The sequence below is a fragment of the Streptomyces sp. Q2 genome, from assembly GCF_056820935.1.
On record NZ_JBXEJE010000030.1, the window covers coordinates 48969 to 73469 of the forward strand.

General features: G+C 71.4%; 21 protein-coding genes and 1 pseudogene. 5 read left to right on the forward strand and 17 right to left on the reverse strand.

Annotated features, from left to right (window positions below):
- Positions 1–28: 28 nt before the first annotated feature.
- Positions 29–979 carry a 2-hydroxyacid dehydrogenase gene (locus tag ACWBNA_RS30810; RefSeq protein WP_482707788.1) on the reverse strand — a complete coding sequence of 317 codons (951 nt, stop codon included), beginning with the start codon at positions 977–979 and terminating at the stop codon, positions 29–31.
- A 76-nt stretch (positions 980–1055) separates the two neighbouring features.
- Between ACWBNA_RS30810 and ACWBNA_RS30815 the strand changes: the two genes are divergently transcribed.
- Positions 1056–2054, forward strand: coding sequence for an aldo/keto reductase (locus ACWBNA_RS30815; protein ID WP_482707789.1), 999 nt, complete (start codon positions 1056–1058; stop codon positions 2052–2054).
- A gap of 119 nt (positions 2055–2173) precedes the next feature.
- Positions 2174–3346: a PQQ-dependent sugar dehydrogenase gene (locus ACWBNA_RS30820; protein ID WP_482707790.1), complete on the forward strand. Its 1173-nt coding sequence runs from the start codon at positions 2174–2176 to the stop codon at positions 3344–3346.
- On the opposite strand, the gene ACWBNA_RS30825 is transcribed toward ACWBNA_RS30820, so the two are convergent.
- The 7 genes from ACWBNA_RS30825 to ACWBNA_RS30855 all read right to left on the reverse strand — a co-directional run bounded on the left by ACWBNA_RS30825 (position 3343) and on the right by ACWBNA_RS30855 (position 11015).
- Entirely contained in the window at positions 3343–3552 is a 210-nt protein-coding gene (locus ACWBNA_RS30825; protein WP_482707791.1) for a DUF6191 domain-containing protein, read from the reverse strand. The genes ACWBNA_RS30820 and ACWBNA_RS30825 overlap by 4 nt on opposite strands.
- A gap of 38 nt (positions 3553–3590) precedes the next feature.
- The gene (locus tag ACWBNA_RS30830) at positions 3591–6638 is read right to left on the reverse strand and encodes a helix-turn-helix transcriptional regulator (RefSeq protein ID WP_482707849.1); all 3048 of its coding nucleotides are present in this window, start codon (positions 6636–6638) and stop codon (positions 3591–3593) included.
- 62 nt (positions 6639–6700) lie between these two features.
- Positions 6701–6886 carry a hypothetical protein gene (locus tag ACWBNA_RS30835; protein ID WP_482707792.1) on the reverse strand — a complete coding sequence of 62 codons (186 nt, stop codon included), beginning with the start codon at positions 6884–6886 and terminating at the stop codon, positions 6701–6703.
- Between the two features lie 206 nt (positions 6887–7092).
- Positions 7093–7674: a hypothetical protein gene (locus ACWBNA_RS30840; protein ID WP_482707793.1), complete on the reverse strand. Its 582-nt coding sequence runs from the start codon at positions 7672–7674 to the stop codon at positions 7093–7095.
- 35 nt (positions 7675–7709) lie between these two features.
- Entirely contained in the window at positions 7710–8285 is a 576-nt protein-coding gene (locus ACWBNA_RS30845; RefSeq protein ID WP_482707794.1) for a GNAT family N-acetyltransferase, read from the reverse strand.
- Positions 8263–10509: an MMPL family transporter gene (locus tag ACWBNA_RS30850; protein WP_482707795.1), complete on the reverse strand. Its 2247-nt coding sequence runs from the start codon at positions 10507–10509 to the stop codon at positions 8263–8265. The genes ACWBNA_RS30845 and ACWBNA_RS30850 overlap by 23 nt, the downstream gene beginning before the upstream one ends.
- A 212-nt stretch (positions 10510–10721) precedes the next feature.
- The gene (locus tag ACWBNA_RS30855) at positions 10722–11015 is read right to left on the reverse strand and encodes a hypothetical protein (protein ID WP_383860961.1); all 294 of its coding nucleotides are present in this window, start codon (positions 11013–11015) and stop codon (positions 10722–10724) included.
- 189 nt (positions 11016–11204) lie between these two features.
- Between ACWBNA_RS30855 and ACWBNA_RS30860 the strand changes: the two genes are divergently transcribed.
- Positions 11205–12008, forward strand: a complete 804-nt coding sequence (locus ACWBNA_RS30860) for an SAM-dependent methyltransferase (protein ID WP_482707796.1) — start codon at positions 11205–11207, stop codon at positions 12006–12008.
- A gap of 81 nt (positions 12009–12089) precedes the next feature.
- On the opposite strand, the gene gatB is transcribed toward ACWBNA_RS30860, so the two are convergent.
- The 9 genes and pseudogenes from gatB to ACWBNA_RS30905 form a co-directional block, all read right to left on the reverse strand.
- Positions 12090–13604 (reverse strand): Asp-tRNA(Asn)/Glu-tRNA(Gln) amidotransferase subunit GatB, encoded by a 1515-nt coding sequence (gene gatB / locus ACWBNA_RS30865; RefSeq protein WP_482707797.1) that lies wholly within the window; start codon positions 13602–13604, stop codon positions 12090–12092.
- A gap of 15 nt (positions 13605–13619) precedes the next feature.
- Positions 13620–13859, reverse strand: coding sequence for a hypothetical protein (locus ACWBNA_RS30870; RefSeq protein ID WP_030040520.1), 240 nt, complete (start codon positions 13857–13859; stop codon positions 13620–13622).
- Complete coding sequence (gatA, locus tag ACWBNA_RS30875) at positions 13856–15358, reverse strand: Asp-tRNA(Asn)/Glu-tRNA(Gln) amidotransferase subunit GatA (protein ID WP_482707798.1); 1503 nt, start codon at positions 15356–15358, stop codon at positions 13856–13858. The genes ACWBNA_RS30870 and gatA overlap by 4 nt, the downstream gene beginning before the upstream one ends.
- A 5-nt stretch (positions 15359–15363) precedes the next feature.
- Complete coding sequence (gatC, locus tag ACWBNA_RS30880) at positions 15364–15660, reverse strand: Asp-tRNA(Asn)/Glu-tRNA(Gln) amidotransferase subunit GatC (RefSeq protein WP_067164579.1); 297 nt, start codon at positions 15658–15660, stop codon at positions 15364–15366.
- Positions 15661–15872: 212 nt separating this feature from the next.
- Positions 15873–18128, reverse strand: a complete 2256-nt coding sequence (locus ACWBNA_RS30885; protein ID WP_482707799.1) for a putative bifunctional diguanylate cyclase/phosphodiesterase — start codon at positions 18126–18128, stop codon at positions 15873–15875.
- 279 nt (positions 18129–18407) lie between these two features.
- On the reverse strand, positions 18408–20600 hold the full coding sequence (ligA, locus tag ACWBNA_RS30890; RefSeq protein WP_482707800.1) for an NAD-dependent DNA ligase LigA: 2193 nt from the start codon (positions 20598–20600) through the stop codon (positions 18408–18410).
- A gap of 15 nt (positions 20601–20615) precedes the next feature.
- Positions 20616–21617: a methionine synthase gene (locus ACWBNA_RS30895; protein WP_482707801.1), complete on the reverse strand. Its 1002-nt coding sequence runs from the start codon at positions 21615–21617 to the stop codon at positions 20616–20618.
- 139 nt (positions 21618–21756) lie between these two features.
- Positions 21757–22455: an SDR family oxidoreductase gene (locus tag ACWBNA_RS30900; RefSeq protein WP_482707802.1), complete on the reverse strand. Its 699-nt coding sequence runs from the start codon at positions 22453–22455 to the stop codon at positions 21757–21759.
- Between the two features lie 18 nt (positions 22456–22473).
- A pseudogene (locus ACWBNA_RS30905) lies at positions 22474–23045 on the reverse strand (LOG family protein).
- A 50-nt stretch (positions 23046–23095) separates the two neighbouring features.
- Here ACWBNA_RS30905 and ACWBNA_RS30910 point away from each other — a divergent pair.
- Together ACWBNA_RS30910 and ACWBNA_RS30915 are read left to right on the forward strand one after the other, a co-directional pair.
- A complete protein-coding gene (locus ACWBNA_RS30910; protein WP_482707803.1) occupies positions 23096–23419 on the forward strand; it encodes a DUF427 domain-containing protein in 324 nt (107 codons plus the stop codon).
- A gap of 37 nt (positions 23420–23456) precedes the next feature.
- Complete coding sequence (locus ACWBNA_RS30915) at positions 23457–24236, forward strand: alpha/beta fold hydrolase (protein WP_482707804.1); 780 nt, start codon at positions 23457–23459, stop codon at positions 24234–24236.
- Positions 24237–24501: the final 265 nt, after the last annotated feature.

The following is a 24501-nucleotide window of genomic DNA, read 5'->3' on the forward strand; positions in this document are numbered from 1 at the left end:
CGTGCGCGCGGCGCTCACCTCGCGGGCGTCACGCGCCGGTTGGGCCTGTCGTAAGGATCACGTTGCGCAAGGGCTCCCGGTTCACGAATCGGCTCAACTGGTCTACCAGCAGTCGCTTGGCGCGGGGCAGGAACGCGGAGGTGGGGCCTCCGACGTGGGGGCTGACGAGCACCCCGGGCGCCTGCCACAGGGGGTGCCCCGGAGGCAGCGGTTCGGGGTCGGTGACGTCGAGGGCGGCGGTGATACGGCCGCCCTCCAGCTCGGCGAGCAGCGCCTTGGTGTCGACGACCTGGCCCCTGGCCACGTTGACCAGCAGCGCGCCGTTCTTCATGCGGGCCAGGAAGTCGCCGTTCACCAGGTGGCGGGTGGTCTCGGTGAGGGGCGTGGCAATGACGATCACGTCCGCCTCGGGGAGCAGGGCGGGAAGTTCGGTGAGCGGATGCACCGGACCGCGCGCCGAGGTGCGCTCGGAGCGCGCGACGCGCGCCACCCGCGCGACCTCGAAGGGAACGAGCCGGTCCTCGATCGCTGATCCGATCGAGCCGTATCCCACGATGAGGACGTTCCGGTCGGCGAGCGCGGGCCGGAACCCGCCACGCCACTCCCCCTTGTCCTGGGCCCGTACGAAGTCGGGGACACCGCGCAGCGAGGCGAGGATCAGGGTGAGTGCGAGTTCGGCGGTACTGGCTTCGTGCACTCCGCGCGCGTTGCACAACCGCACGCCGGCAGGCAGGTACTTGAGGCCCGGTTCGATCGCGTCGGTTCCGGCCGACAGCGTCTGCACGACCTGCACCGAACTCAGGCGGGGCACCGGCCGCAGTACGACCTCGACGGGCTTCATGTAGGGGACGACGTAGTACGCGCAGTCGGCCGGATCCGCGGGAAAGTCCTCATCACCGTCCCAGAAGCGGTAGTTCGGGCCTTCGGGGAGCCCTTCGATGTCTTCCGGCGGAATGGGGAGCCACACGTCTGCAGTCATGGTCAGGAGGCTATGTCAGGCACTACCGGGCGCAGAGGTTAGGTTGGGGGGCCAGGAGAGGGAGGGTCACGGCCAGGTGGAGCGCAGGACGATCGGCGCGGCGGCGCTCACGGTGGGGGCCGTCGGACTCGGGTGCATGCCGATGAGCTGGGCGTACAGCGGTTCGCGGCAGCGCGGCGACGAGTCGCTCAGGGCTGTGCACCGGGCGCTGGATCTGGGCTCGACCCTCCTGGACACGGCCGACATGTACGGCCCGTTCACCAACGAGCTGCTGCTGGGGCGGGCGCTGAAGGAGCGGCGCCAGGACGCCTTCGTCTCGACCAAGGTCGGTTTGCTGGTGGGCGAGCAGCACATCGTGGCCAACGGCCGCCCCGGCTACGTGAAGCGCGCCTGCGACGCCTCCCTGCGCCGCCTGCAGACGGACGTCATCGACCTCTACCAGCTCCACCGGGCGGACCCCGAGGTGCCCGTCGAGGAGACCTGGGGTGCGATGGCCGAACTCGTCCAGGCCGGAAAAGTACGGTCGTTGGGGCTGTGCGCGATGGGCGCACGGGGCGGCCGCAGGTCCGGGGGCCGGCTGCACGACGGGACGATCCGCCAGTTGCGGCGGGTCCAGCAGGTCTTCCCGGTGAGCGCGGTGCAGGCCGAGTTGTCGGTGTGGTCGCCGGAGGCGAGGGAGTCGCTGCTGCCGTGGTGCGAGGCGCGCGGCATCGGCTTCCTGGCGGCGATGCCGCTCGGCAACGGCTTCCTGACCGGCACGCTCACCCCCGGCGAGGGCTTCGAGCCGGACGACGTGCGCGCCCGCCACCCCCGCTTCACCGCGGAGATGATGGCCGCGAACCAGCCCATCGTGGCCGGTCTGCGCCGGGTGGCCCGCCGCCACGGCGAGGACGTCACGCCCGCCCAGGTGGCCCTGGCCTGGGTGCTGGCGCAGGGGCCGCACGTGGTTCCGGTGCCGGGCGCCAAGCAGGAGCGCTGGGTGGCGCAGAACGCGGCGGCGACGACCCTGCGCCTGACGGCCCAGGACCTGGCCGAGGTGGCGGAGCTGCCGCGGGCGCAGGGATCCTGGGAGTAGGGACCGAGGGTCACCGCGTGCGCTTCGGGTGGATCGGGTTGCGGTGATCGGGAACCTGTGAGGCGCGAGCGGTGTATGACAAGGAGAACCTGCCGCGAGACCGCCCCGTCGAAGGGACCATGATCGTGCAACGTCGAGCTGTGTCGGCCGTATTGGCCGCGACCGCGCTCGTGCTGACGGCCGGCTGCTCATCCGACGGCGGAGGTGAATCGTCCAAGGGCAGTTCCAGCGCCCCACCCAGCAGGACGACCTCCGGGGCGTCACCCACGGAACAGGCCGCCGACCCCACGCCCCCCGCCAAGGGCTCGGTGAAGGTCGTCCGCACCGTCGCCGAGGGCCTGAGCACCCCCTGGGGCCTGGCCCCGATCCCGGACGGTGACCTGCTGGTCTCCTCCCGCGACGAGGCCACCCTCACCCGGGTCGACGAGGAGACGGGCAAGAAGACCGAGCTGGGCGAGGTGCCCGGGGTGTCCCCGGCCGGCGAGGGCGGCCTGCTGGGCATCGCCCTCTCCCCGGACTACGCCTCGGACCACATGGTCTACGCGTACTTCACCTCGGCCTCCGACAACCGCATCGTCCGCATGCTGTACGACGAGCGCAAGCCGGCCGGCGAACAGCTGGGGGCGCCCGACACGGTCTTCAAGGGCATCCCCAAGGGCGTGATCCACAACGGCGGCCGGATCGCCTTCGGTCCGGACAGGATGCTGTACGCGGGAACGGGCGAGAGCGGTGACACCGGTCTGTCCCAGGACACCGAGTCCCTCGGCGGCAAGATCCTGCGCATGACTCCGGAGGGCGAGCCGGCCCCGGGCAACCCGTTCCCCGACTCACCGGTGTACTCGTACGGCCATCGCAATGTGCAGGGCCTCGCCTGGGACGACAAGCAGCGGCTGTTCGCCTCGGAGTTCGGCCAGGACACCTGGGACGAGCTGAACGCGATCAAGCCGGGCGACAACTACGGCTGGCCAAAGGCGGAGGGCAGGTCGGACGGCTCCGAGTACCACAACCCGACAGCCCAGTGGGGCACGGACGACGCCTCCCCCAGCGGTGTCGCCTACGCGGAGGGTTCCGTGTGGATGGCGGGCCTCAAGGGTCAGCGCCTGTGGCGCGTTCCCCTCAAGGGCACGGAGGCCTCGGCCGACCCGCAGGCCTTCCTGGACGGCGAGTACGGCCGTCTGCGCACGGTGGTCGCGGCGGGCGGCGACAAGCTGTGGCTCGTCACCAGCAACACGGACGGCCGGGGAGACCCGAGGCAGGGCGACGACCGGATCCTGGAGATACAGGTCAGCTAGGGCTTGTGGGGGCCTGTGTCGTCCGAGGAGGAGTCTTCCTCGTCCGGCTGCGGCGGCCGTACGACGACCTTCCCGGACGTGAGGTCTATCGGCCCTCGTCCGGGGTCGCCGTCGCCGACGTCCTCGCGGGTGAGCTCCAGCCGCTTCTGCTCGTCGCGGGTGTGCTTGCGGCCGGGGGCGAACAGTTCCTCGAAGGGGTTGAACACGGAGTCTCCCTCAGCCGGTGTCCTCTCCAGCGTAGGCCTCAGGGCGCCGTCCGCACGGTGAGCGTTTCGGACGGGAACAGCCCCAGCCGATGGGCCACCGCCGCCGCCTCGCCGCGGCCCGAGACACCGAGCTTGGCCAGGATGTTCGACACGTGGACGCTGGCCGTCTTCGGGGAGATGAAGAGCGCCTCGGCTATCTGGCGGTTGGTACGGCCCGCGGAGACCAGGCGCAGGACGTCGCGTTCCCTGCCGGTGAGGCCCAGGGTGTCGGCCGGGTCGGCGGGGGCGGGCGCCTGCTCGCAGGGCCGGTTCAGGGGGAGGCGGGCGCGTTGGGCGAGGAGCGTGACTGAGTCGGCGAGCGGGCGGGCGCCGAGGTGGGAGGCGACGGCGTGGGAGAGGCGGAGGAGTTCCGTGGCGCGGTCGCGGTTGTCGCCGCTCTCCCCCGACAGCAGCAGGGCCTCGGCCAGGCGGTGGCGGACCCGGGCGAGGTCGTAGGGCCGTTCCAGGGCCTCGAAGGCGGTGACCGTCTCCGTCCAGGTGTCCACGCAGACGCCGCCCTCGGCTCGGAGCAGTTCGGCGCGGACCCAGCGTTCGTAGGCCTGCCAGACGGGGACGTGGGTGGGCAGGGGCTTGGCCGTGGCGCGGATGCGTTCGAGGATCTCGGGGCGGCCGGGACCGGCGACGGGCAGGTCGCGGGCGTCGGCCTCCGCGGCGGCCGCGCTGAGCAGCATCCGCCAGACGTAGCGCTGGGTGGCGGGTGGGAAGCCGGCGTCCATGGCGCGTTCGAGTTCGGCGCGGGCGTCCAGGAGACGGCCCTCGCCCGCGGCGATGCCGATCGCGATGCGGACCGGGGGCAGATCGTGCTGAGGCGCCCGGTCGTGGTTGCCGAAGTGCCCGCGGGCGGCGGCCAGATGGCGCGCGGCGGCGGCCAGGTCTCCGCGGGCCAGGGCGAGTTCGGCGCGGAGGGTGGCGTGGAAGCCGCGGGGCTTCGCGCTCTGGCCGACGCGTTCGGCCTTGGTGCCCGCTTCGGCGGCGCGGTCCCAGCGGCCCAGGGAGTACAGGGTCTCCGCGAAGTTCCCCCAGATCCAGGCCTCGGAGTCCAGCAGGCCGAACTTCTGGGAGTAGGCGAGGCCTTCCTCCAGAATCGGGACGGCCTCCTTGGAGCGGCCGACGGATTCCAGGGCGTCGGGCAGGTTCACGTAGGCGCGGCCCGCGATGGTGGAGATGCCGTACTCGACGGTCTGCCGTCGGACCTCGCGCATCTCGGCGAGACCCGCCTCGACGTCACCGGCCTCGACCATGAGCCCGCCGAGCGTGAGACGGGCGTTCATCTCGGTCTCGCGGACGCCGACCATGCGCGCGTACTCCACGGCGCGTTCGGCGGCCGTGAAGGCGTCGGGTCCCGGGGCGTGCACCATGGACCAGTTGGCCACGTTGGCGAGAACCTCGGCGTGCACCTCCGAGGGCGGCAGACCGCGTACGAGTTCCTTCGCGGTGGCCAGTTCGGCCCAGCCGTCGCCGCGGGACAGCGACTGGATCAGGCGCGAGCGCTGGGTCCAGAACCAGGCGGCGCGCAGCGGGTCCTGCTCGTCCTCCAGCAGCCGCAGCGCCCGCTTGGTGATCTTCAGGGCGCGTTCGCGTTCCGAGCACAGCCGTCCGGCGACCGCGGCCTCGGCCATCAGGTCGAGGTAGTGCAGCGGGGTGGTCGCCGGGTCGCAGCCGCAGGGAGGGTAGATCTCGGTGTAGTCGGCGGGCCGGAGCCTGGCGCGGACCTCTCCGGGGGTGGAGTCCCACAGCTCCATCGCGCGTTCCAGGAGCCGCAGTTGTTCGGAGTAGGCATGCCGGCGGCGGGCGGTGACGGAGGCTTCCAGGACGGCGGGCAGGGCCTTGGCGGGGTCGTGGGCGTGGTACCAGTAGCTGGCCAGGCGCATCACGCGTTCACCGGCGGGGACGAGCGTGGGGTCGTCCTCCAGGGCCTGTGCGTAGCGGCGGTTGAGGCGGGAGCGTTCGCCGGGCAGCAGGTCGTCGGCGACGGCCTCGCGGACCAGGGAGTGGCGGAAGCGGTAGCCGTCGCCGTCGGGGGCGGCGAGCAGGATGTTGGCGTTGACGGCGGCCCTGAGCGCCTCGATGAGGTCGTCCTCGGCGAGCCCGGCGACGGCGGCGATCAGCCGGTACTCCACGGTGGAGCCGCCCTCGGCGACGATCCGGGCGACCCGCTGGGCGCTGTCGGGCAGGCTCTCGACGCGGACCAGGAGCAGGTCGCGCAGGGAGTCGGTGAGGCCGGTGCTGCAGCCCTCGTGGGCGGCGACGGCGAGTTCCTCGACGAAGAAGGCGTTGCCGTCGGAGCGTTCGAAGATGTCGTCGACCTGGGCCGGGTCCGGTTCGTGGGCGAGGATGCCGGCGATCTGGCGGCCGACCTCGGCACGGTTGAAGCGTCCGAGTTCGATGCGGTGGACGGTGCGCAGCCGGTCGAGTTCGGCGAGCAGGGGGCGCAGCGGGTGGCGGCGGTGGATGTCGTCGGCGCGGTAGGTGGCGAGGACGACGAGGCGGCCGGTGCGCAGGGTGCGGAAGAGGTAGGCGAGGAGGTGGCGGGTGGAGGCGTCGGCCCAGTGCAGGTCCTCCAGGGCGACGACGACCGTGCGGTCGGCGGCGACGCGCTCCAGGAGGCGGGCGGTGAGTTCGAAGAGGCGGGCCATGCCCTCCTCGTCGTGCCGGCCGGGGGCGAGCTCGCCGAGTTCGGGCAGCAGCCGGGCGAGTTCCTCCTCCTGGCCGGCGGCCGCGGCGGCCAGTTCGTCGGGCAGTTCGCGGCGCAGGGCGCGCAGGGCGGTGGAGAACGGGGCGAAGGGCAGTCCGTCGGCGCCGATCTCGACGCAGCCGCCGAGGGCGACGACGGCACCGCCTCGGCAGGCGGCGGTGGCGAACTCCTCGACGAGCCGGGTCTTGCCGACGCCGGCCTCGCCCCCGAGCAGTAACGCCTGCGGCTCGCCCGCGGCAGCGCGGGCGAGCGCGTCGTTCAGCGTGTCCAGCTCATCGGTGCGACCGACGAACACGGGACTGACGGACCTGGTCTCCACGGGCCCGAGCATCGCACGCGGGTCCGACAGTGCGGCACCGGTTTTCGCGGGGAGGCCCTCCCCCGCCCCGGCGGTCATGCCGTCCGCGGGGACCGGTGCCTGCGGGGGCGGCCGGTATGCACCTCGCCCTCGGCGGCGCGTTCGGCTGCCTCGCGGCGGGCGGCGCGGCGGCCCTGGACGGCCTCGCGGGCCAGGCGCTCGTGCTCGGCCCGGCGGAGCAGTTCGGCGGAACGGAGCTGGGCGATCTCGTACTCGTACATGGTGTGTCCCCTGTGTCCCTGGTGAGAGGCCGGTTTCGGCTTCGCTTGCTGCGATGTCTCCACCTTCGTCTCCCAGGGGGGTCCGCCACATCGGGAGAGTTCCGCATCTTCGGCGGCGGGGCGGGGCCTTAGACGTGCGTGAGGGGCCTTAGGAGGACCGTAAGACGCTCACGGCATTCCTAAGACCCCTCGGGTCACGTGGTGTGTCAGCTCGCCGACGGCAGTCCCAGCAGGACGTCGGTGTACTTCAGGACGGCCAGGAGCAGGCCGATGACGCCGAGCGCGACACCGCCCCAGGCGACCGACTTGATCCACACGGCCTGCGGCTTGCCGGGCGTGCCGAAGGCGGGCCGGGCGAGGACCACGGCACCGACGATCAGCGCGGTGAGGGCGAACAGTCCGCCCCACATCGCGGTGGTCTTCCAGGCGTCGCCGTAGACCTCCTTGACCTGCGTGGCGACGCTCGCGGTGGACGAGGTCCCCAGTTGGCCGATGAGGGTCTCGCGGGCGGCGGCGACGGTGGAGATCCATCCGCCGGTGAGAGAGACGACGCCGAGCGCGGCGGAGACGACGGCACCGGCACCCTGTCCCACGCCCGTCGGGCCCTCCGCCACGACCGGCTCGAGCTCCTCGTCCAGGTCGTCGGTGTCGGCGTCGACCTCGGCGGCGGCCTCCGTCTTCGTCACCTCGTCGGTCTTGGTGAGGTCGGTGGCGCCCGTCTTCTCCTCGTCGGTCGTGGTCTCGGCACCCGTCGTGGCACCGGTCTCGTCAGCTGTCTTGGTTCCCATGTCCGGCACCGTACGGATCCTGTCTGAGAGGTTTCTTAACGTTGGCTGTGTGCGGTACGCGCGCGTGCGTCCCGCCACTCGGGCGCGAGAACGGACCACACCTCGAGGTCGTGCCGCACCCCACGATAGGGGTGCGTCTCGCGCCGGACTCCCTCCAGGGTCATCCCCAGCCGCCGGGCCACGTTCAGGCTGGGAGTGTTCCCCGCGGCGGCGATCCACTCGACGCGGTGGATACCGCGCTGCTCGATCGCGAAGTCGATGAGGACCCGCATCGCCCGGGTGACCAGGCCGCGTCCGGTGCCGGCGGGCTCCAGCCAGCAGCCGACCTCGCAGTTGCCGGTGTCGGCGTGGAAGTTCAGGAAGAGCACGCCGCCCACGAGCTGCCCGTTCAGCCACAGGCCGTGCAGGGATCCGGTGTCGGCGGCGCGCATGTCGGCGTACCGCTGGAGCATGGCCCGCGTGGACTCGACGTCCGTCTCCCTGGAGCCGAAGGCGATGAACTGCCCGATGAACTCCCGGCCCCGGTTCAGATGGGCCAGGAACTCCTCGGCGTGCCACGGCTCCAAGGGACGCAGTTCGGCTCCGTCGTCACCCAGCGATATCGCGTACATCCTCGTCGTCCCGCCCCTTCGCCAGTACGTCCGCCACCTCGGCGTCCGTCGCGGCGGCCAGCCTTTCATGGGCGGCACGGCACTCGGGCGGTTCGATGCTGATGCGGGGCATACGGCGGTCCAGCCAGCGCGGCAGCCACCAGTTGGCGCCGCCGAGTAGGTGCATGAGGGCCGGCACCAGCAGCGTACGGACCACGAAGGCGTCGAGGGCGACGGCGGCGGCGAGCGCGATGCCGAACATGGCGATCACGCGGTCGCCGCTGAGCACGAAGGCGAGGAAGACGGAGATCATGATGACCGCGGCGGAGTTGATCACCCGGCTGGTCTCGGCGAGGCCGACGCGGACGGCACGCCGGTTGTCGCCGGTCTCCAGCCACTCCTCGTACATCCGGCTGACCAGGAAGACCTGGTAGTCCATGGAGAGCCCGAAGAGGACGGACACCATGATCACGGGGAGGAAGGGTTCGATCGGCCCCGCGCGGCCGAGTCCGAGCAGTTCGCTCCCCCAGCCCCACTGGAAGATCGCGACGACGACGCCGAAGGCGGCGGCGACGGCGGCGACGTTCATCGCGGCGGCCTTCAGGGGGATGCCGACGGACCGGAAGGCGAGCAGGAGCAGCAGACAGCCGAGGCCGATGACGACGCCGACGAACACGGGCAGCTTGCCGACGATGACGTCGGCGAAGTCGTCGTAGCCGGCCGTCACCCCGCCGACCTGTACGTCGAGACCGGTGCCGGTCTCGGCGCGCGGGAGCACCTCGGTGCGCAGCCGGTCGACGAGGTCGCTGGTCCGCTGGGACTGCGGCGACGACTCGGGAACGATCGTGAAGTACGCGGTGTCGCCGCCGGTGTCGTACGTCACCGGTGTCACCGACGCGACGCCCTCGGTGGTGCGGATCGTCGCGTCCAGGTTGTCGAGGGCGAGCTTGTCCTCGGCGCCGCGAACCTGCGTGACGAGGGTGAGGGGGCCGTTCACACCGGGACCGAAGCCGTCGGCGAGGAGGTCGTAGGCCTGGCGTGTGGTCGACGCCTGCGGGTTGTTGCCCTGGTCGGAGGTGCCCAGGTGGAGCCCGAAGGTGGGCAGGGCGAGGGCCGTGATCACGGCCAGGGCGAGCGCGCCGAGCAGCTTGGGGTGGCGCTCCACGAACGCCGACCAGCGGGCGGCGAGCCCGGTCGGCAGTTCGGGCTGGGGCCCGTGTTCGGCGAGGTGGCGCCGCTCGCGCCGGCTGAGGGCGCGCATCCCGATGAGGGACAGCAGGGCGGGCAGCAGGGTCACGGAGGCGGCGACGGTGAGGACGACGGTCAGCGAGGCGGCGATCGCGACGCCGTTGAGGAAGCCGAGCCGCAGGATCAGCATGCCCAGCAGGGCGATGCAAACGGTGGCACCCGCGAAGACGACCGCCCGTCCGGTGGTGGCGACGGCGTTGGTGACCGCCTCCGTCACGGACAGCCCGCGTTTCAGGCCACGCCGGTGTCTGGTGACGATGAACAGCGCGTAGTCGATGCCGACCCCGAGCCCGATCAGCATCCCGAGCATGGGCGCGAAGTCGGCGACGGTCATCACGTGCCCGAGCAGCACGATCCCGGCGTACGCCGTGCCCACGCTGACCAGCGCGGTGGCGATGGGCAGCAGCGAGGCGGCGAGCGAGCCGAAGGCGAGGAACAGGACGACGGCGGCGACGACCACGCCGACCACCTCGGCGAGGTGTCCGCCGGACGACTCGGTGAGGCCGATCGCGCTGCCGCCCAGCTCCACCCGGAGCCCGTCGGTCGCGGCGTCCTTGGCGGCGCTGACGACGGCCTGTGCCTCGCCCGGGTCGATGGTCTCGGCCGGGTCGTCGAAGGTCACCGTGGCGTACGCCGTGTGTCCGTCCGCGCTGATCCGGGCGGCGCCCTGCTCGCCGTAGGGGCCGGACACGGCGGCCACGCCGGGCAGGGCCTCGATCCGGTCGAGGGCGCGGCTCATGGCCTGTTCGACGCCGGCGGCACGGACGGTTCCGGACGTGGTGTGCCAGACCACGGTGTCGCTGTCGCCGCCGAGGTCCGGGAAGCCGTCGCGCAGCAGCTGGGTGGCGCGGCCCGACTCGGTGCCGGGGACCTCGTAGTCGTTCGAGTAGGCGGAACCCGCGACGGCGGCGGCTGCGCTCACTCCGCCGAGGGCGAGGAGCCACAGGAGAACGACGACGAGGCGTCGTTGGACACACCAGCGTGCGAGGGCTGCCACGAACGTGCTCCCGGGGTCTGTTTTGTGGATCTTTGACCGGGAACAGTCGTCCATAAGACGTCATCGGATTACATGATGTGAACGGCCCGCAAAGAACGCATGAGCAATGTGAGGACCACTCTTGCAGGCGAAAGTGATCGTTTGACGCGTTCGTGGGCTTATTCACAGGAGTGCGAGACAGATCACAGGACAGTAACGGGCACTCTGTCACCTCAGTCGAACTGGTCGCCCAGCGCCATCACCATCACACCGGCGACCAGCAGCCACAAGGCCCGCCGGGTGCGTCCCCGGGACCCGAGAACCGACGCCAGCGCGCACACCACCGCACCGAAGGCGTAGGCGGCCGGGACCAGCGTGGGTGCGGAACCGGTCAGGCGGAGCGTCGACGCGGCGAGGCCCGCCAGCGCCAGCACCGCCCCGGTCGCCGCCGCCGTCCAGCGGGCCCGTCGGGCGTCCTCGGCCGGATCTCCGACGTCGTGCATCTCGGAATCACCGCGTCCACTCATGGCGGGCGAGCGTAGCGCGTCCCGCTGGGAAATCCGGATGCGGGGCCGGACGGCCGCCTGCTAGCTTCCGCAGGTCCCTCGTCCCCGCGGCTCCTCGCCGCCGGCCTGAGCAGGTGCGTTGTTTGAGCGTCCGACCGAGCTCCTCCGTATCCCTTTCCGCTTCCCCGGACTCAAGGAGCCCGTTCACCGATGCCCGACAACACCCCGAGGACCTCGAATGAGGACCTCGCCAAGCGGCTGACCCACGCCCGCTACCCGCGCAGCAACAGCTACGACGTCCGCTGGACCATCGAGAACCAGATGGGCCCGCACGCGCTGTGGCTGCTGGAGTGGCTCGCGCCCGCCCTCGGCCTCGACGCCCTGCGCCCCGGCGCCCGCGTCCTCGACCTGGGCTGCGGCCGGGCCATGACCTCGGTCTTCCTGGCCAGGGAGTACGACGCCCAGGTCACCGCGGCCGACCTGTGGGTCAAGCCCGACGAGAACGCTCAGCGGATCGCCGAGGCCGGTTTCGCCGACCGAGTACTCCCCGTGCACGCCGAGGCGCACGACCTGCCGTTCGCCGAGGGCAGCTTCGACGCCATGGTGAGCATCGACGCCTACCAGTACTTCGGCACCGACGACCTCTATCTGCCCACCCTGACCCGGCTGTTGAAGCCGGGCGGGCGGATCGGTGTCGTCGTACCCGCGCTGCGGGAGGAGCCGGAGGGCGCCGAGCCGCCCGAGCATCTCCGGCCGTGGTGGGAGCCCGACTTCTGGTGCTTCCACTCCCCCGACTGGTGGCGGCGCCACTGGACGCGCAGCGGGGCCGTCGAGGTCGAGGCGGCCGACTGGCAGCCGGACGGCTGGCGGGACTGGCTGCTGTGGTGCGACGTCGTCGCCGAGGAGAGCCCGGAGGAGTTCCATGTGCGGATGGCCCGCCAGTGCGCGGAGATGCTGCGGGTGGACGAGGGGCGCTCGCTGGGCTTCGTACGGCTCGTAGGACGCCGTCGCTGAGCTTCAGGACGCCACCTCCGAAAACGCGCCTGGGGGCCGCACCGTGACCGGTGCGGCCCCCAGGGGTCACTGCCTCGCGTCTCAGCCCTCGCTGACGCCCAGCTTCTCCAGGATCAGTTCCTTGACCCGAGCCGCGTCCGCCTGCCCCCGCGTGGCCTTCATGACCGCGCCGACCAGGGCGCCGGCCGCGGCCACCTTGCCACCGCGGATCTTGTCCGCGACGCCCGGGTTGCCGGCGATGGCCTCCTCGACGGCGGTCGTGAGGGCGCCCTCGTCGGAGACGACCTTCAGACCGCGCTTGTCGACGACCTCGTCCGGGGTGCCTTCGCCCGCGAGGACGCCTTCGATGACCTGACGGGCCAGCTTGTCGTTCAGGTCACCGGCGGCCACCAGCTTGGAGACCCGGGCGACCTGCTCCGGCGTGATCGCCAGCTCGTCCAGCGACGTGCCGGACTCGTTGGCGCTGCGGGCCAGTTCGCCCATCCACCACTTGCGGGCGGAGCCGGCGTCGGCACCGGCCTCGATGGTGGCGACGATCGGCTCCAGCGCACCAGCGTTGAGGATCGCCTGCATCTCCGTGCCGCTGATGCCCCACTCCTCGCGCAGGCGGTTGCGGCGGACCAGCGGCAGTTCCGGCAGCGACGTGCGGATCTCCTCGACCCACTCGCGTGTCGGGGCCACCGGCACCAGGTCCGGCTCCGGGAAGTACCGGTAGTCCTCGGCCTCCTCCTTCACGCGGCCCGAGGTCGTCGACCCGGTGTCCTCGTGGAAGTGCCGGGTCTCCTGGATGATCGTGCCGCCGCCGTTCAGGACGGCCGCGTGCCGCTGGATCTCGAAGCGGGCCGCCCGCTCCACGGACCGCAGCGAGTTGACGTTCTTCGTCTCGGAGCGCGTGCCGAACTTCTCCCGGCCGTGCGGGCGCAGCGACAGGTTCACGTCGCAGCGCATCTGGCCCATCTCCATGCGGGCCTCGGAGACGCCGAGCGCCTTGATGACCTCACGCAGCTCACGGACGTACGCCTTGGCCACCTCGGGAGCACGCTCGCCGGCGCCCTCGATCGGCTTGGTGACGATCTCGATGAGCGGGATGCCGGCGCGGTTGTAGTCGAGCAGCGAGTGCGAGGCGCCGTGGATACGGCCCGTCGCGCCACCGACGTGCATGGACTTGCCGGTGTCCTCCTCCATGTGGGCGCGCTCGATCTCCACACGGAAGGTCTCGCCGTCCTCCAACTGCACGTCGAGGTAGCCGTTGAAGGCGATCGGCTCGTCGTACTGGGAGGTCTGGAAGTTCTTCGGCATGTCCGGATAGAAGTAGTTCTTCCGGGCGAAGCGGCACCACTCGGCGATCTCGCAGTTCAGCGCGAGACCGATCCTGATCGCGGACTCGACGCCGGTCGCGTTGACGACCGGGAGCGAGCCGGGCATGCCGAGGCAGGTGGGGCACGTCTGCGAGTTGGGCTCGGCGCCCAGCTCGGTCGAACAGCCGCAGAACATCTTCGTCCTGGTGCCGAGTTCGACATGGACCTCAAGGCCCATCACGGGGTCGTACGACGCCAGCGCGTCCTCGTACGACACCAGGTCGGTCGTGGTGGTCACGGTGAAACTTCCCTCTCAGCCCAGCAGGACGTCGTCGTCGCCCAGCCGCTTCAGCTCGCGGTAGAGGATGGCGAGGCCGGTGACGATGGCGACGGCGGACACGGTGGCGTCGATCAGGACCAGGGTGTCCTTGTCGGCGCGGGCCTTCTTCAGCCGCTTGGCGACGCCGAACGCGCCGAACGCGGTCCCGGCGATGGACAGGTACGTACCGGACTTGGACTTCTTGAAGCCCTTGGCCTTGGTCAGTGCACTCACAGCGACGGAGCCTCCTCGATCAACGGGTGACCCCACCTTTCCACGAAGGCGGCCTCGACGGCGGCGCCGACCTTGTAGAGACGGTCGTCCTTCAGCGCCGGGGCGATGATCTGCAGCCCGACCGGGAGGTTGTCCTCCGGGGCGAGACCGCAGGGCAGCGACATGGCCGCGTTGCCCGCCAGGTTGGTCGGGATGGTGCACAGGTCGGCGAGGTACATCGCCATCGGGTCGTCGGCCCGCTCGCCGATCGGGAACGCGGTGGTCGGCGTCGTCGGGGAGACGATCACGTCGACCTGCTCGAAGGCCTTCTCGAAGTCGCGGGTGATGAGCGTACGGACCTTCTGGGCGCTGCCGTAGTACGCGTCGTAGTAGCCGCTCGACAGGGCGTACGTGCCGAGCATGATGCGGCGCTTGACCTCGGGGCCGAAGCCCGCCTCACGGGTGAGGGAGGTGACCTCCTCGGCCGAGTGGGTGCCGTCGTCGCCGGTCCGCAGGCCGTAGCGCAGGCCGTCGAAGCGGGCGAGGTTGGAGGAGCACTCGGAGGGCGCGATGAGGTAGTACGCCGACAGGGCGAGGTCGAAGGACGGGCAGTCCAGCTCGACGATCTCGGCGCCCAGCTCCTTGAGGAGGGCGACGGACTCGTCGAACCGCTGGATGACGCCGGCCTGGTAGCCCTCGCCGCGGAACTGCTTGACGACGCCGACGCGCATCCCGGCGACGCTGCCGTTGCGGGCGGCCTCGACGACCGGCGGGACCGGGGCGTCGATGGAGGTGGAGTCGAGCGGGTCGTGCCCGGCGATGACCTCGTGCAGGAGGGCCGCGTCCAGGACCGTACGGGCGCAGGGGCCGCCCTGGTCGAGGGAGGAGGAGAAGGCGACCATGCCGTAGCGGGAGACCGCCCCGTACGTCGGCTTCACGCCGACCGTGCCGGTGACGGCGGCCGGCTGACGGATGGAGCCGCCGGTGTCGGTGCCGATGGCCAGCGGTGCCTGGAAGGAGGCGAGCGCGGCGGACGAACCGCCGCCGGAACCGCCGGGGATCTTGGTGAGGTCCCAGGGGTTGCCCGTCGGGCCGTACGCGCTGTTCTCGGTGCTGGACCCCATGGCGAACTCGTCCATGTTGGTCTTGCCGAGGATGACGACGTCGGCGGCCTTCAGCTTCTTCGTGACGGTCGCGTCGTACGGCGGGATCCAGCCCTCGAGGATCTTCGAACCGACGGTCGTCGGGACGCCCTCGGTGGTGAAGATGTCCTTGAGCGCGAGGGGAACGCCGGCCAGCGGACCGAGCTTCTCCCCCCTGGCACGCTTCTCGTCGACGGCCCGGGCCTGGGCGAGAGCGCCCTCGCGGTCGACGTGCAGGAAGGCGTGCACCTTCTCGTCGACGGCCTCGATACGGGCCAGGTGGGCCTCGGCGACCTCGACCGCGGTGAGCTCGCCGGAGGCGATCTTCGCGGCGGTCTCGGCGGCCGTGAGCTTGATGATGGTGACGTTGTCCGTCATGGCGGTTAGTCCTCCCCCAGGATCTGCGGCACCTTGAAACGCTGCTGCTCCTGGGCCGGGGCGCCGGAGAGCGCCTGCGCGGGGGTGAGCGACGGACGGACCTCGTCGGCCCGCATGACGTTCGTCAACGGGAGCGGGTGCGAGGTCGGCGGTACGTCTTGGTCGGCGACCTCACTGACGCGGGCGACCGCGCCGATGATGTCGTCCAGCTGTCCCGCGAAGTGCTCGAGCTCTTCGGGCTTCAGCTCCAGACGCGCCAGCCGGGCGAGGTGGGCGACCTCCTCGCGCGTGATGCCAGGCATGCAGCGATCCTCAGGGGTGAGTGAGTGTGGTTTGGGGCCAATCCTATGGGGCGGCGGCCCGTGCCCGTGAAACGGTTTGGCGAGCGCTCGTCACACGTCCGTCCGCCGCCGACTTCCTGGGACGACTTCCAGTGGCCGCCGATGGCGGTCAGCCCCACGGGAGAGGGTCACCTGTCGGCGGGCTGAACGCGTGGGCGGGTGAGAGAAGGAAGTCACTCCGCGGCCGGCAACGCCGCCCGCGGCCGCTGCCACCCTCGCGACCCCCGCGCCCGCAGCCACGCCGTCGTCTCCTCCGGCGGCATCGCGGCCGCGACCAGCCAGCCCTGTACGGCGTCACAGCCCATGTCCCGCAGCCGCTCCCAGGTCTCGTCGTCCTCGACTCCCTCCGCGACGACGAGCAGGCCCAGGGAGTGCGCGAGGTCGACGGTGCAGCGCACGATCTCCGCGTCCTCGGTGTCGACGGCCAGCCGCGCGACGAACGAGCGGTCGATCTTCAGCTCGCTGACGGGGAGCCGGCGCAGGTGCACCAGCGAGGAGTAGCCGGTGCCGAAGTCGTCCAGGGACATCTTCACGCCGTGGCCGGTCAGCGCGGCCAGGGTGTCGGCGGCGCGCTGCGGGTCCTCCAGGAGGACGTGTTCGGTTATCTCCAGTTGGAGCGCTCCCGCCGGGACACCGTGACGGGCCAGCCGGGCGGCCACCGAACCCGCGAAGCCGGGCGTGTGGACGTCGCGCGGGGAGACGTTGACCGCGACCGGGACGAACAGCCCCTGCGAGCGCCACTCGGCGACCTGCGCGAGGGCCGTGTCCAGGACGTATTCCGTGAGGTAGGGCATCAGGCCCGAGGACTCGGCGATGGCGATGAACTCGTCCGGCGGGACCTTGCCGCGCTCGGGATGCACCCAGCGGACCAGGGCTTCGAGGCCGGCCACCTGTCCGTCGAAGCGGACCTTGGGCTGGTAGTGCAGCTGGACCTCGCGCGCGTCCAGGGCCCGGCGCAGATCGCCCAGCAGTCCGAGCCGGTCCGGGGTGTTGGAGTCCCGTTTGGACTCGTAGACCTCGACGCCCGTCCGGTCGCGCTTGGCCTGGTACATCGCGACGTCCGCCCGCCGCAGCAGCCCCTCGGCGTCGAGGGCGTGGTCCGGGAAGACGGCGACTCCGGCGCTGGCCTCCAGGACGAGGGTGAGGCCGTCGAGGTCGAGCGGGGAGCTGAGGGCGGCGACGAGGCCGCGGGCGACCCGGGTCGCGGAGGTCGTGGAGTCGGCGACCGGCAGTAAGACGGCGAACTCGTCGCCGCCGAGCCGGGCGGCCTCCGCACCGCGGGGCAGCGCCAGCCGGAGCCGGTCGGCTATCTGGAGGAGCAGCCGGTCACCGGCGAGGTGCCCCAGCGTGTCGTTGACCGACCGGAAGCGGTCCAGGTCGATCAGCATCAGGGCGGAGCGGGCGCCGATGCGTTCGGCGTCGTCCAGGGCCGTCCAGATGCGTTCCAGCAGCCACTGGCGGTTGGGAAGCCCGGTCAGGGGATCGCGCAGCTGTTCCTCCGCCCGGGCCCGGGCTATCCAGAGGGTGGAGTCGAGGGCGACGAGCGGGATGGCGAACATCGGCAGCAGGATGGGCTTGGCGGTGGCGACCACGCAGACCAGGGGTGCGATGCCGAGCAGCGCGACCGCGACCAATCCCTGTCTGACCAGGGCGGTGCGGGCGACGGTGGGCAGTCCGCCGGAGCGCGGGGCGTGCAGATACCAGCCCAGGGTGCGGGTGACCGCGAGGTAGGCGACCGCGACCAGCGCCACCTCGGGGGCGGTGTAGAGGGTCCACGTCTCCGGGTTCCAGGGGTGCTCGACGGAGGGCACCCGCCCGAACGCGCCCAGGACCAGGGCTCCGCCGCCGATGCCGAGGATGTCCACCGCGCCGTGCAGGACGCCCTGGCGCCAGCGTCCGCGGCGGGCCACGCCGACCAGCAGGACGACGGTGAGGCTGACCATTCCGGCGGGCACCCAGCCGTACAGCAGGAGGACGGCGAGGGTGAGGGCGGCGCCGGAGCCGGTGCCGCCCCACCAGCGGGCGCGGCCGAGTGCGACCAGGTGACCGACGATGACGCCGGTCAGCACGGCCAGCGCCCAGCCGACGGTGCCGGACGGGAAGAGCGCGTGGCCGTCGGTGAAGGCCCGGTAGAAGCCGGCGCCCAGGACGAACCCGGCCGCCGCGACGACCGCCGTGGGCAGTGCCGGCCAGGACAGGTGCCGTTCCCCCTCGGCGTCCTGCTGCCCGGACGTGCGTTCGGCGGTGTGCCGGGGGGAGCTCGGACCATCGGTCTGCGTGTAGGGTCCGGCCGGGTAGTGTCCGGCGGGACGCCCCTCCGCGCCGGGACGCTCCGCGGGCCGCCCGCTCCGCATGCCCTCGCGCCATGCGCCGACCATCCGGCGCAGGCGCAGCCGTGTATCCGGGGCGGCGCTCTCGCTCGGTTCCATTCCCGTCCCTCTCACAGCCGGCGGTGCCCACGCCACGCGACCCGATGCCCGACAACCTTCGACGGCGCCGCGTTGGAAAACCCTTCCCCGTGCTCTTCGAAGCTCTTCAAGAGCAAAGGGATGCCCCGACCGCAGCTGGGCACGGCAGGCGCACATCTCAACAGTAGGCCGCAGAAGGCTTCCACGGGCACCGGTCTTCGACGGTTGCCCGAATGCGCCCCGGCCACCCGTATGCATCTGGTATGCGCCGATCGGGTGGCCTTCAACCGCTGCTCCTCGCTACTCCTGAGCCGGAAGGGCGACTTCGGCCGCCGCCTCCGGGCCCTGTTCCAGCAGGACGCCGAAGCCGTCCTCGTTCAGCACGGGCACCTTGAGCTGCATCGCCTTGTCGTACTTCGAACCTGGATTGTCACCCACTACGACGAAAGACGTCTTCTTCGAAACAGAACCGGTCACTTTCGCGCCACGAATTTGCAACGCCTCTTTGGCGCCATCGCGGGTGAAGCGCTCGAGTGTGCCGGTCACGACGACGGTGAGCCCTTCGAGCGGACGCGGGCCCTCGTCCTCGCCGGAGCCCTCCTCCTCCATCCGGACGCCGGCGGCCTTCCACTTGCGCAGGATCTCCTGGTGCCACTCCTCGGAGAACCACTCTTTGAGTGATTTCGCGATGATCGGTCCGACGCCGTCGGTGCCCGCGAGCTCCTCCTCGGAGGCCTGCTCGATGCGGTCCACGGAGCGGAACTCGCGGGCCAGCGCCTCGGCGGCGACCGGGCCCACGTGACGGATCGACAGGCCGGTGAGGACGCGGGCGAGCGGGCGCTGCTTCGCGGCTGCGATGTTCTCCAGCATGGAGAGCGCGTTCTTCCTCGGCTCGCCCTGCTGGTTGGCGAAGACGGTGGCGACCTTCTCCTCGCCGGTCTTCGGGTCACGCTTGGGCAGGCCGCTGTCCTGGTCGAGGACGTACGCCTTGATGGGCAGCAGCTGCTCGATGGTGAGGTCGAACAGGTCACCCTCGTCGGACAGCGGCGGCTCGGCGGGCTCCAGCGGCTTGGTGAGGGCCGCGGCGGCGACGTACCCGAAGTGCTCGATGTCCAGCGACTTGCGGCCCGCGAGATAGAACAGACGTTCGCGCAACTGGGCGGGGCAGGTGCGGGCGTTCGGGCAGCGGAGGTCGATGTCGCCCTCCTTCATCGGCCTCAGCGGTGTGTCGCACTCGGGGCACTTCGACGGCATGACGAAGGGCTCCTCGCTGCCGTCGCGCAGGTCGACGACCGGGCCGAGGATCTCCGGGATGACGTCACCGGCCTTGCGCAGCACCACGGTGTCGCCGATCAGCACGCCCTTGGCCTTGACGACGTCCTGGTTGTGCAGGGTCGCGAACTCCACCTCGGAGCCCGCGACGGTGACCGGTTCGACCTGGGCGTACGGAGTGATCCGGCCCGTACGGCCCACGCCCACGCGGATGTTGATGAGCTTGGTGTTCACCTCTTCGGGCGCGTATTTGTATGCGATCGCCCAGCGCGGGGCGCGCGAGGTGGAGCCCAGCCGGCCCTGGAGCGGGATCTCGTCGAGCTTGACCACGACTCCGTCGATCTCGTGCTCCACGGAGTGCCGGTTCTCGCCGTAGTACGCGATGAACTCCCGTACGCCGTCGAGGCCGTCGACCACCTTGTTGTGCCGGGAGGTGGGCAGGCCCCAGGTCTTCAGCAGGTCGTAGCCCTGGGACAGGCGGGTCATGCCGTCGAAGCCCTCCAGGGCTCCGATGCCGTGCACGACCATGTGCAGGGGGCGGGTGGCGGTGACGCGCGGGTCCTTCTGGCGCAGCGAACCGGCCGCCGCGTTGCGCGGGTTGGCGAAGGGCTTGTCGCCGGCCTCGACCAGGCGGGCGTTGAGCTCCTCGAACTTCTCCATCGGGAAGTAGACCTCGCCGCGGATCTCCACGAGGTCGGGGACGCGGTCGCCGGTCAGACGGTCCGGGATCTCCGCGATCGTACGGACGTTGGGCGTGATGTCCTCGCCGGTGCGGCCGTCGCCCCGGGTCGCCGCGCGCGTGAGGCGGCCTTGCCGGTAGGTCAGGTTGACGGCGAGACCGTCGACCTTCAGCTCGCACAGCAGGTGGTAGTCGGGGGCGCCGACGTCCTTGGCGACGCGCTCGGCCCAGGCGGCGAGCTCCTCGTCACTGAAGGCGTTGTCCAGCGAGAGCATGCGGGAGCGGTGCTGGACCGCCGTGAACTCCGTCGCGTACGCCCCCGCGACCTTCTGGGTCGGCGAGTCCGGTGTGCGCAGCTCCGGGTGCTCCTCCTCCAGCGCCTCCAGGGTGCGCAGGAGCTTGTCGAACTCCGCGTCGCTGACGACCGGAGCGTCCTTCACGTAGTACCGGAAGCGGTGCTCCTCGATCTGCTCAGCGAGCTGCGCGTGCTTCTCCCGTGCCTCGGCGGGCACCGTCGTCTCCGCCTGCTCTTCGCCGGCCACCGTGTTGTCCTCCCGTTACTCTGGGTTGTCCGCGAGGGATCTCGCCGCCCGGACGCAGTGGGCGAGGGCCTCGCGCGCGTACGCGGGTGACGCCCCCGCGAGTCCGCACGCCGGCGTCACCGTGACCGCCTCTCCGAGAAGCCCCGGGTGCAGCCCCAGCCTGCGCCACAACGTCCTGACACCCATGACGCTACCGGCAGGGTCTGACAACGGGCCGTCCGTGCCCGGCACGACACCGGCGAAGAGCCGGGTGCCGCCTTCCACCGCCTCACCGATCACGTCGTCGTCACGCTCGGTGAGGAGCGAGAGGTCGAAGGAGACGGCCGCCGCGCCCGCCCGGCGCAGCAGGGCGAACGGGACGTCCGGTGCGCACGAGTGGACCACGACCGGGCCACCGCCGTGAACCCCGATGACCTCCCGGAGCGTGGCCTCGACGGCCTGGCGGTCGGGGACGCGGTAGGTGCGGTAGCCGCTGGCCGTCCTCACCTGACCGCGCAGTACGGCGATGAGGGAGGGTTCGTCGAGCTGCAGCACGATCTGGGCGCCGGGTACGCGGCGTCGCACGTCCGCGAGATGCTCCCGCAGGCCCTCGGTGAGCGAGCCGGCGAGGTCGCGGTAGGCGCCGGGGTCGGAGAGGACGGCCTCGCCGTTCTTCATCTCGAGGGCGGCGGCGAGGGACCACGGTCCGACGGCCTGCACCTTGAGCTGCCCCTCGTAGCCCTGGGTGAACTCCTCCAGTGCGTCGAGGTCCTGGACGAGCCACGACCGGGCTCGCCTGGTGTCCCGTCCCGGGTGGTCGCCGAGCCGCCAGCCGCTGGGCTCCACGCGCGCGTACATCTCGACGAGCATCCCGGCGGTCCGGCCGATCATGTCGGCGCCGGGGCCGCGGGCGGGAAGCTCGGGCAGGAACGGGAAGTCGTCGAAGGATCCGGTGGCGGTCTTGGCGGCCTCCAGGGCGTCGACGCCGGGGAGGGAGCCGATGCCGGTGGCGGGGGCGAAGCTGAAATCTGCGGTCACATGGGAAGCCTACGTAGGTGGTCGGGGTCGGGGTCGGGTGCACCGGTGCGGGGCCGGTTTCCCGCCCCCGCCGCCCCTGCCCGTCCCGTCCCCGGGGGCGGAGCCCCCGGGAACGTGCACCCTCAGGGACGCGCGTCCCTCAGCGGCCCGGGCGGACCGTCAGGTCGTTGATTTCCGCGTCCCTCGGCAGGTCCAGGGCCACGAGGATCGTCGTCGCCACCGACTCGGGGTCGATCCACTGCGACGGGTCGTACCGCTTGCCCTCCTGCTGGTGGACCTTGGCCTGCATGGGGCTGGCCGTGCGGCCGGGATACACCGAGGTGACGCGGACGCCGTTCGCGTGCTCCTCGTGGCGCAGCGAGTCCGCCAGCGCCTTCAGGCCGTGCTTCGACGCGGCGTACGCCGACCAGTCGGCGTGGGCGTTCAGGCCGGCGCCGGAGTTCACGAACACCACGTGACCGTGCGTGGCACGGAGTTGCGGCAGGAAGTGGCGGGTCAGCTCGGCGGGCGCGACGAGGTTGACGTTGAGCTGGTGGCGCCAGGACTTGGGGGTCAGCTCGCCCACCGGGCCGAGGTCGACGACCCCGGCGATGTGCAGCAACGAGTCCACGCGGTCCGGAAGAGACTGGTGGGAGAACGCCCAGCTCAGCTTGTCGGGGTCCGCGAGGTCGCCCACCAGCGTCTTCGCGCCGGGGAACTCCGCGGCCAACTCCTTCGCGCGGCCCGCGTCGCGCGCGTGCAGCACGAGTTCGTCCCCGCGCGCGTGCAGGCGGCGGGTCACGGCCGCGCCGATGCCGGATCCGGCTCCGGTGATCACATGAGTAGCCATGTCCGCCATGCTCGCATCAGGGCCGCCTCATGCGACGCCCCGGCTCTCCTCCAGGTACGCCAGCGCCCCCACCGGCTCCTCCGCGAAGAACACCAGGTCGGTCAGCGGGCGTGGCCGGAAGCCCTCGTCCTCCATGCGGCGGAACTGCTCCTTGAGGCCGTCGTAGAAGCCCGCGGTGTTGAGGAGCACCACCGGCTTGTCGGTGTGGCCGTGCTTCTTCAGTTCCAGGATGTCGGTCGCCTCGTCGAGCGTGCCGGTGCCGCCGACCATGATGACGACCGCGTCGGCGTTCTCCAGGAGGAGCTTCTTGCTCCCCCACTGCCTTAAGGGCGTGGGGGGACCCCCATGGCCAGGTCGCGCGCGACGACCATCTCGTCGGCTCCCCGACGTGCCTTGGCCGCCAGGAACTCCACGGTGACGCCCAGCAGCCGGCCGCCCGTCTCCTGCACCCCGTCGGCGACCACCTTCATCAGCCCGACGTCGGAGCCGCCCCACACCAGGGTGTGCCCGCCCTTGCCGATCAGCTTCGCGAACTCCCGCGCGGGACGGGTGTATCGCTCGTCGAGGTCGGCCGCGGAGAGGAAGACGCAGATTCGCATGAAGCCACCGTAGCCGGGAAGAACCGGCGGCCCGCGAGCGCTGTTCCGGTATGGCCCATGGACACACGATCACCATCGAGCAGGGCACGCAGCGCGTACGGGTCGTCCACGACGACCAGGTGCTGGCGGAGACCGACCGGCCCCTCCTCCTGCGGGAGACGGGCTGTCCGGTGCGCTACTACATCCCGCCCGAGGACGTCCGGCTCGACCTGCTGACGCCCTCCGAGACGCACACGTACTGCCCGTTCAAGGGCACCGCCTCGTACTGGTCGCTGCCGGACGCGGCCGACCTGGTCTGGGCGTACCCCGACCCGAAGCCGGACGTGGCCGGCATCAAGGACCACCTCTGCTTCTACGAAGTGGAAGTGTCGTGACCGATTAGACCGGTGTCGTCCGGCAGTCTTCACAAGCATGGACAAGAAGACGACTTCACAGGACGGCACCTCCCTCGCGTACGAGAGCACCGGTCAGGGCCCCGCGGTCATCCTCGTCAGCGGGGCCATGTCGACGGGTGCGACGGTGGCGCCGCTGGCCGTGCCTCTGTCCGGGCGTTTCAGCGTCGTCTCGTACGACCGCCGGGGCCGCGGCGCGAGCGGCGACACGGCTCCGTACGCGGTGGAGCGTGAGGTCGAGGACCTCGCGGCGCTGATCGAGGCCGCGGGCGGCGAGGCATCGCTGTACGGGATCTCCTCGGGCGGCGCGCTCGCGCTGCACGCGGCGGCGAGCGGGCTGCCGGTGCGCCGGGTCGCGGTGTACGAGCCGCCGTTCGCCGTGTACGAGGGCGGGGCGAAGGAACGCGCCGAGTACACCCGGGCTCTGACCGAGGCGCTCGCACAGGACCGGCGCGGGGACGCGGTGGAACTGTTCCTGCGGCTCACCGGGCTGGCCGAGGAGATGATCCAGGGCGCACGCCAATCCCCCATGTGGCCCGGCATGGAGGCCGTCGCGCCGAGCCTCGCCCACGACAACGCCGTGATGGGCGACGGCCTGGTCCCCCGGGACCTGCTGGCCTCGATCACCGTCCCCGTCCTGGCCGTCGCGGGCGGCGCGAGCCCCGACTGGATGCGCGAGGCGACGCAGCAGGTCGCGGACGCGGCACCCGAGGGCACCTACCGGGTGCTGGAGGAGCAGACCCACATGGTGGACCCGAACGCCCTCGCACCCGTCCTGACGGACTTCTTCGCCCAGTGAGCCCAGGTGCCGGCCGGAGCCGAGTCCCAGCCAAACCCGGCGCCCCGAACCGAGTCGAGCGGGCCCGGGCCAAATCGTCCAGCCCTGGCCGAGCCTGAGAAAACCCGGGTGATCCCGAGTCGAGCCCGAGCGAACCCCGGCGACCCGAGCCGAGTCAGCCCGAGCCAACCCCGGCGACCGAGCCCAGTCAGCCCGAGCCAACCCCGGCGACCGAGCCGAGCCAGCCCGAGCCAACTCCGGCGACCCGAGCCGACCCGGAGCCGAT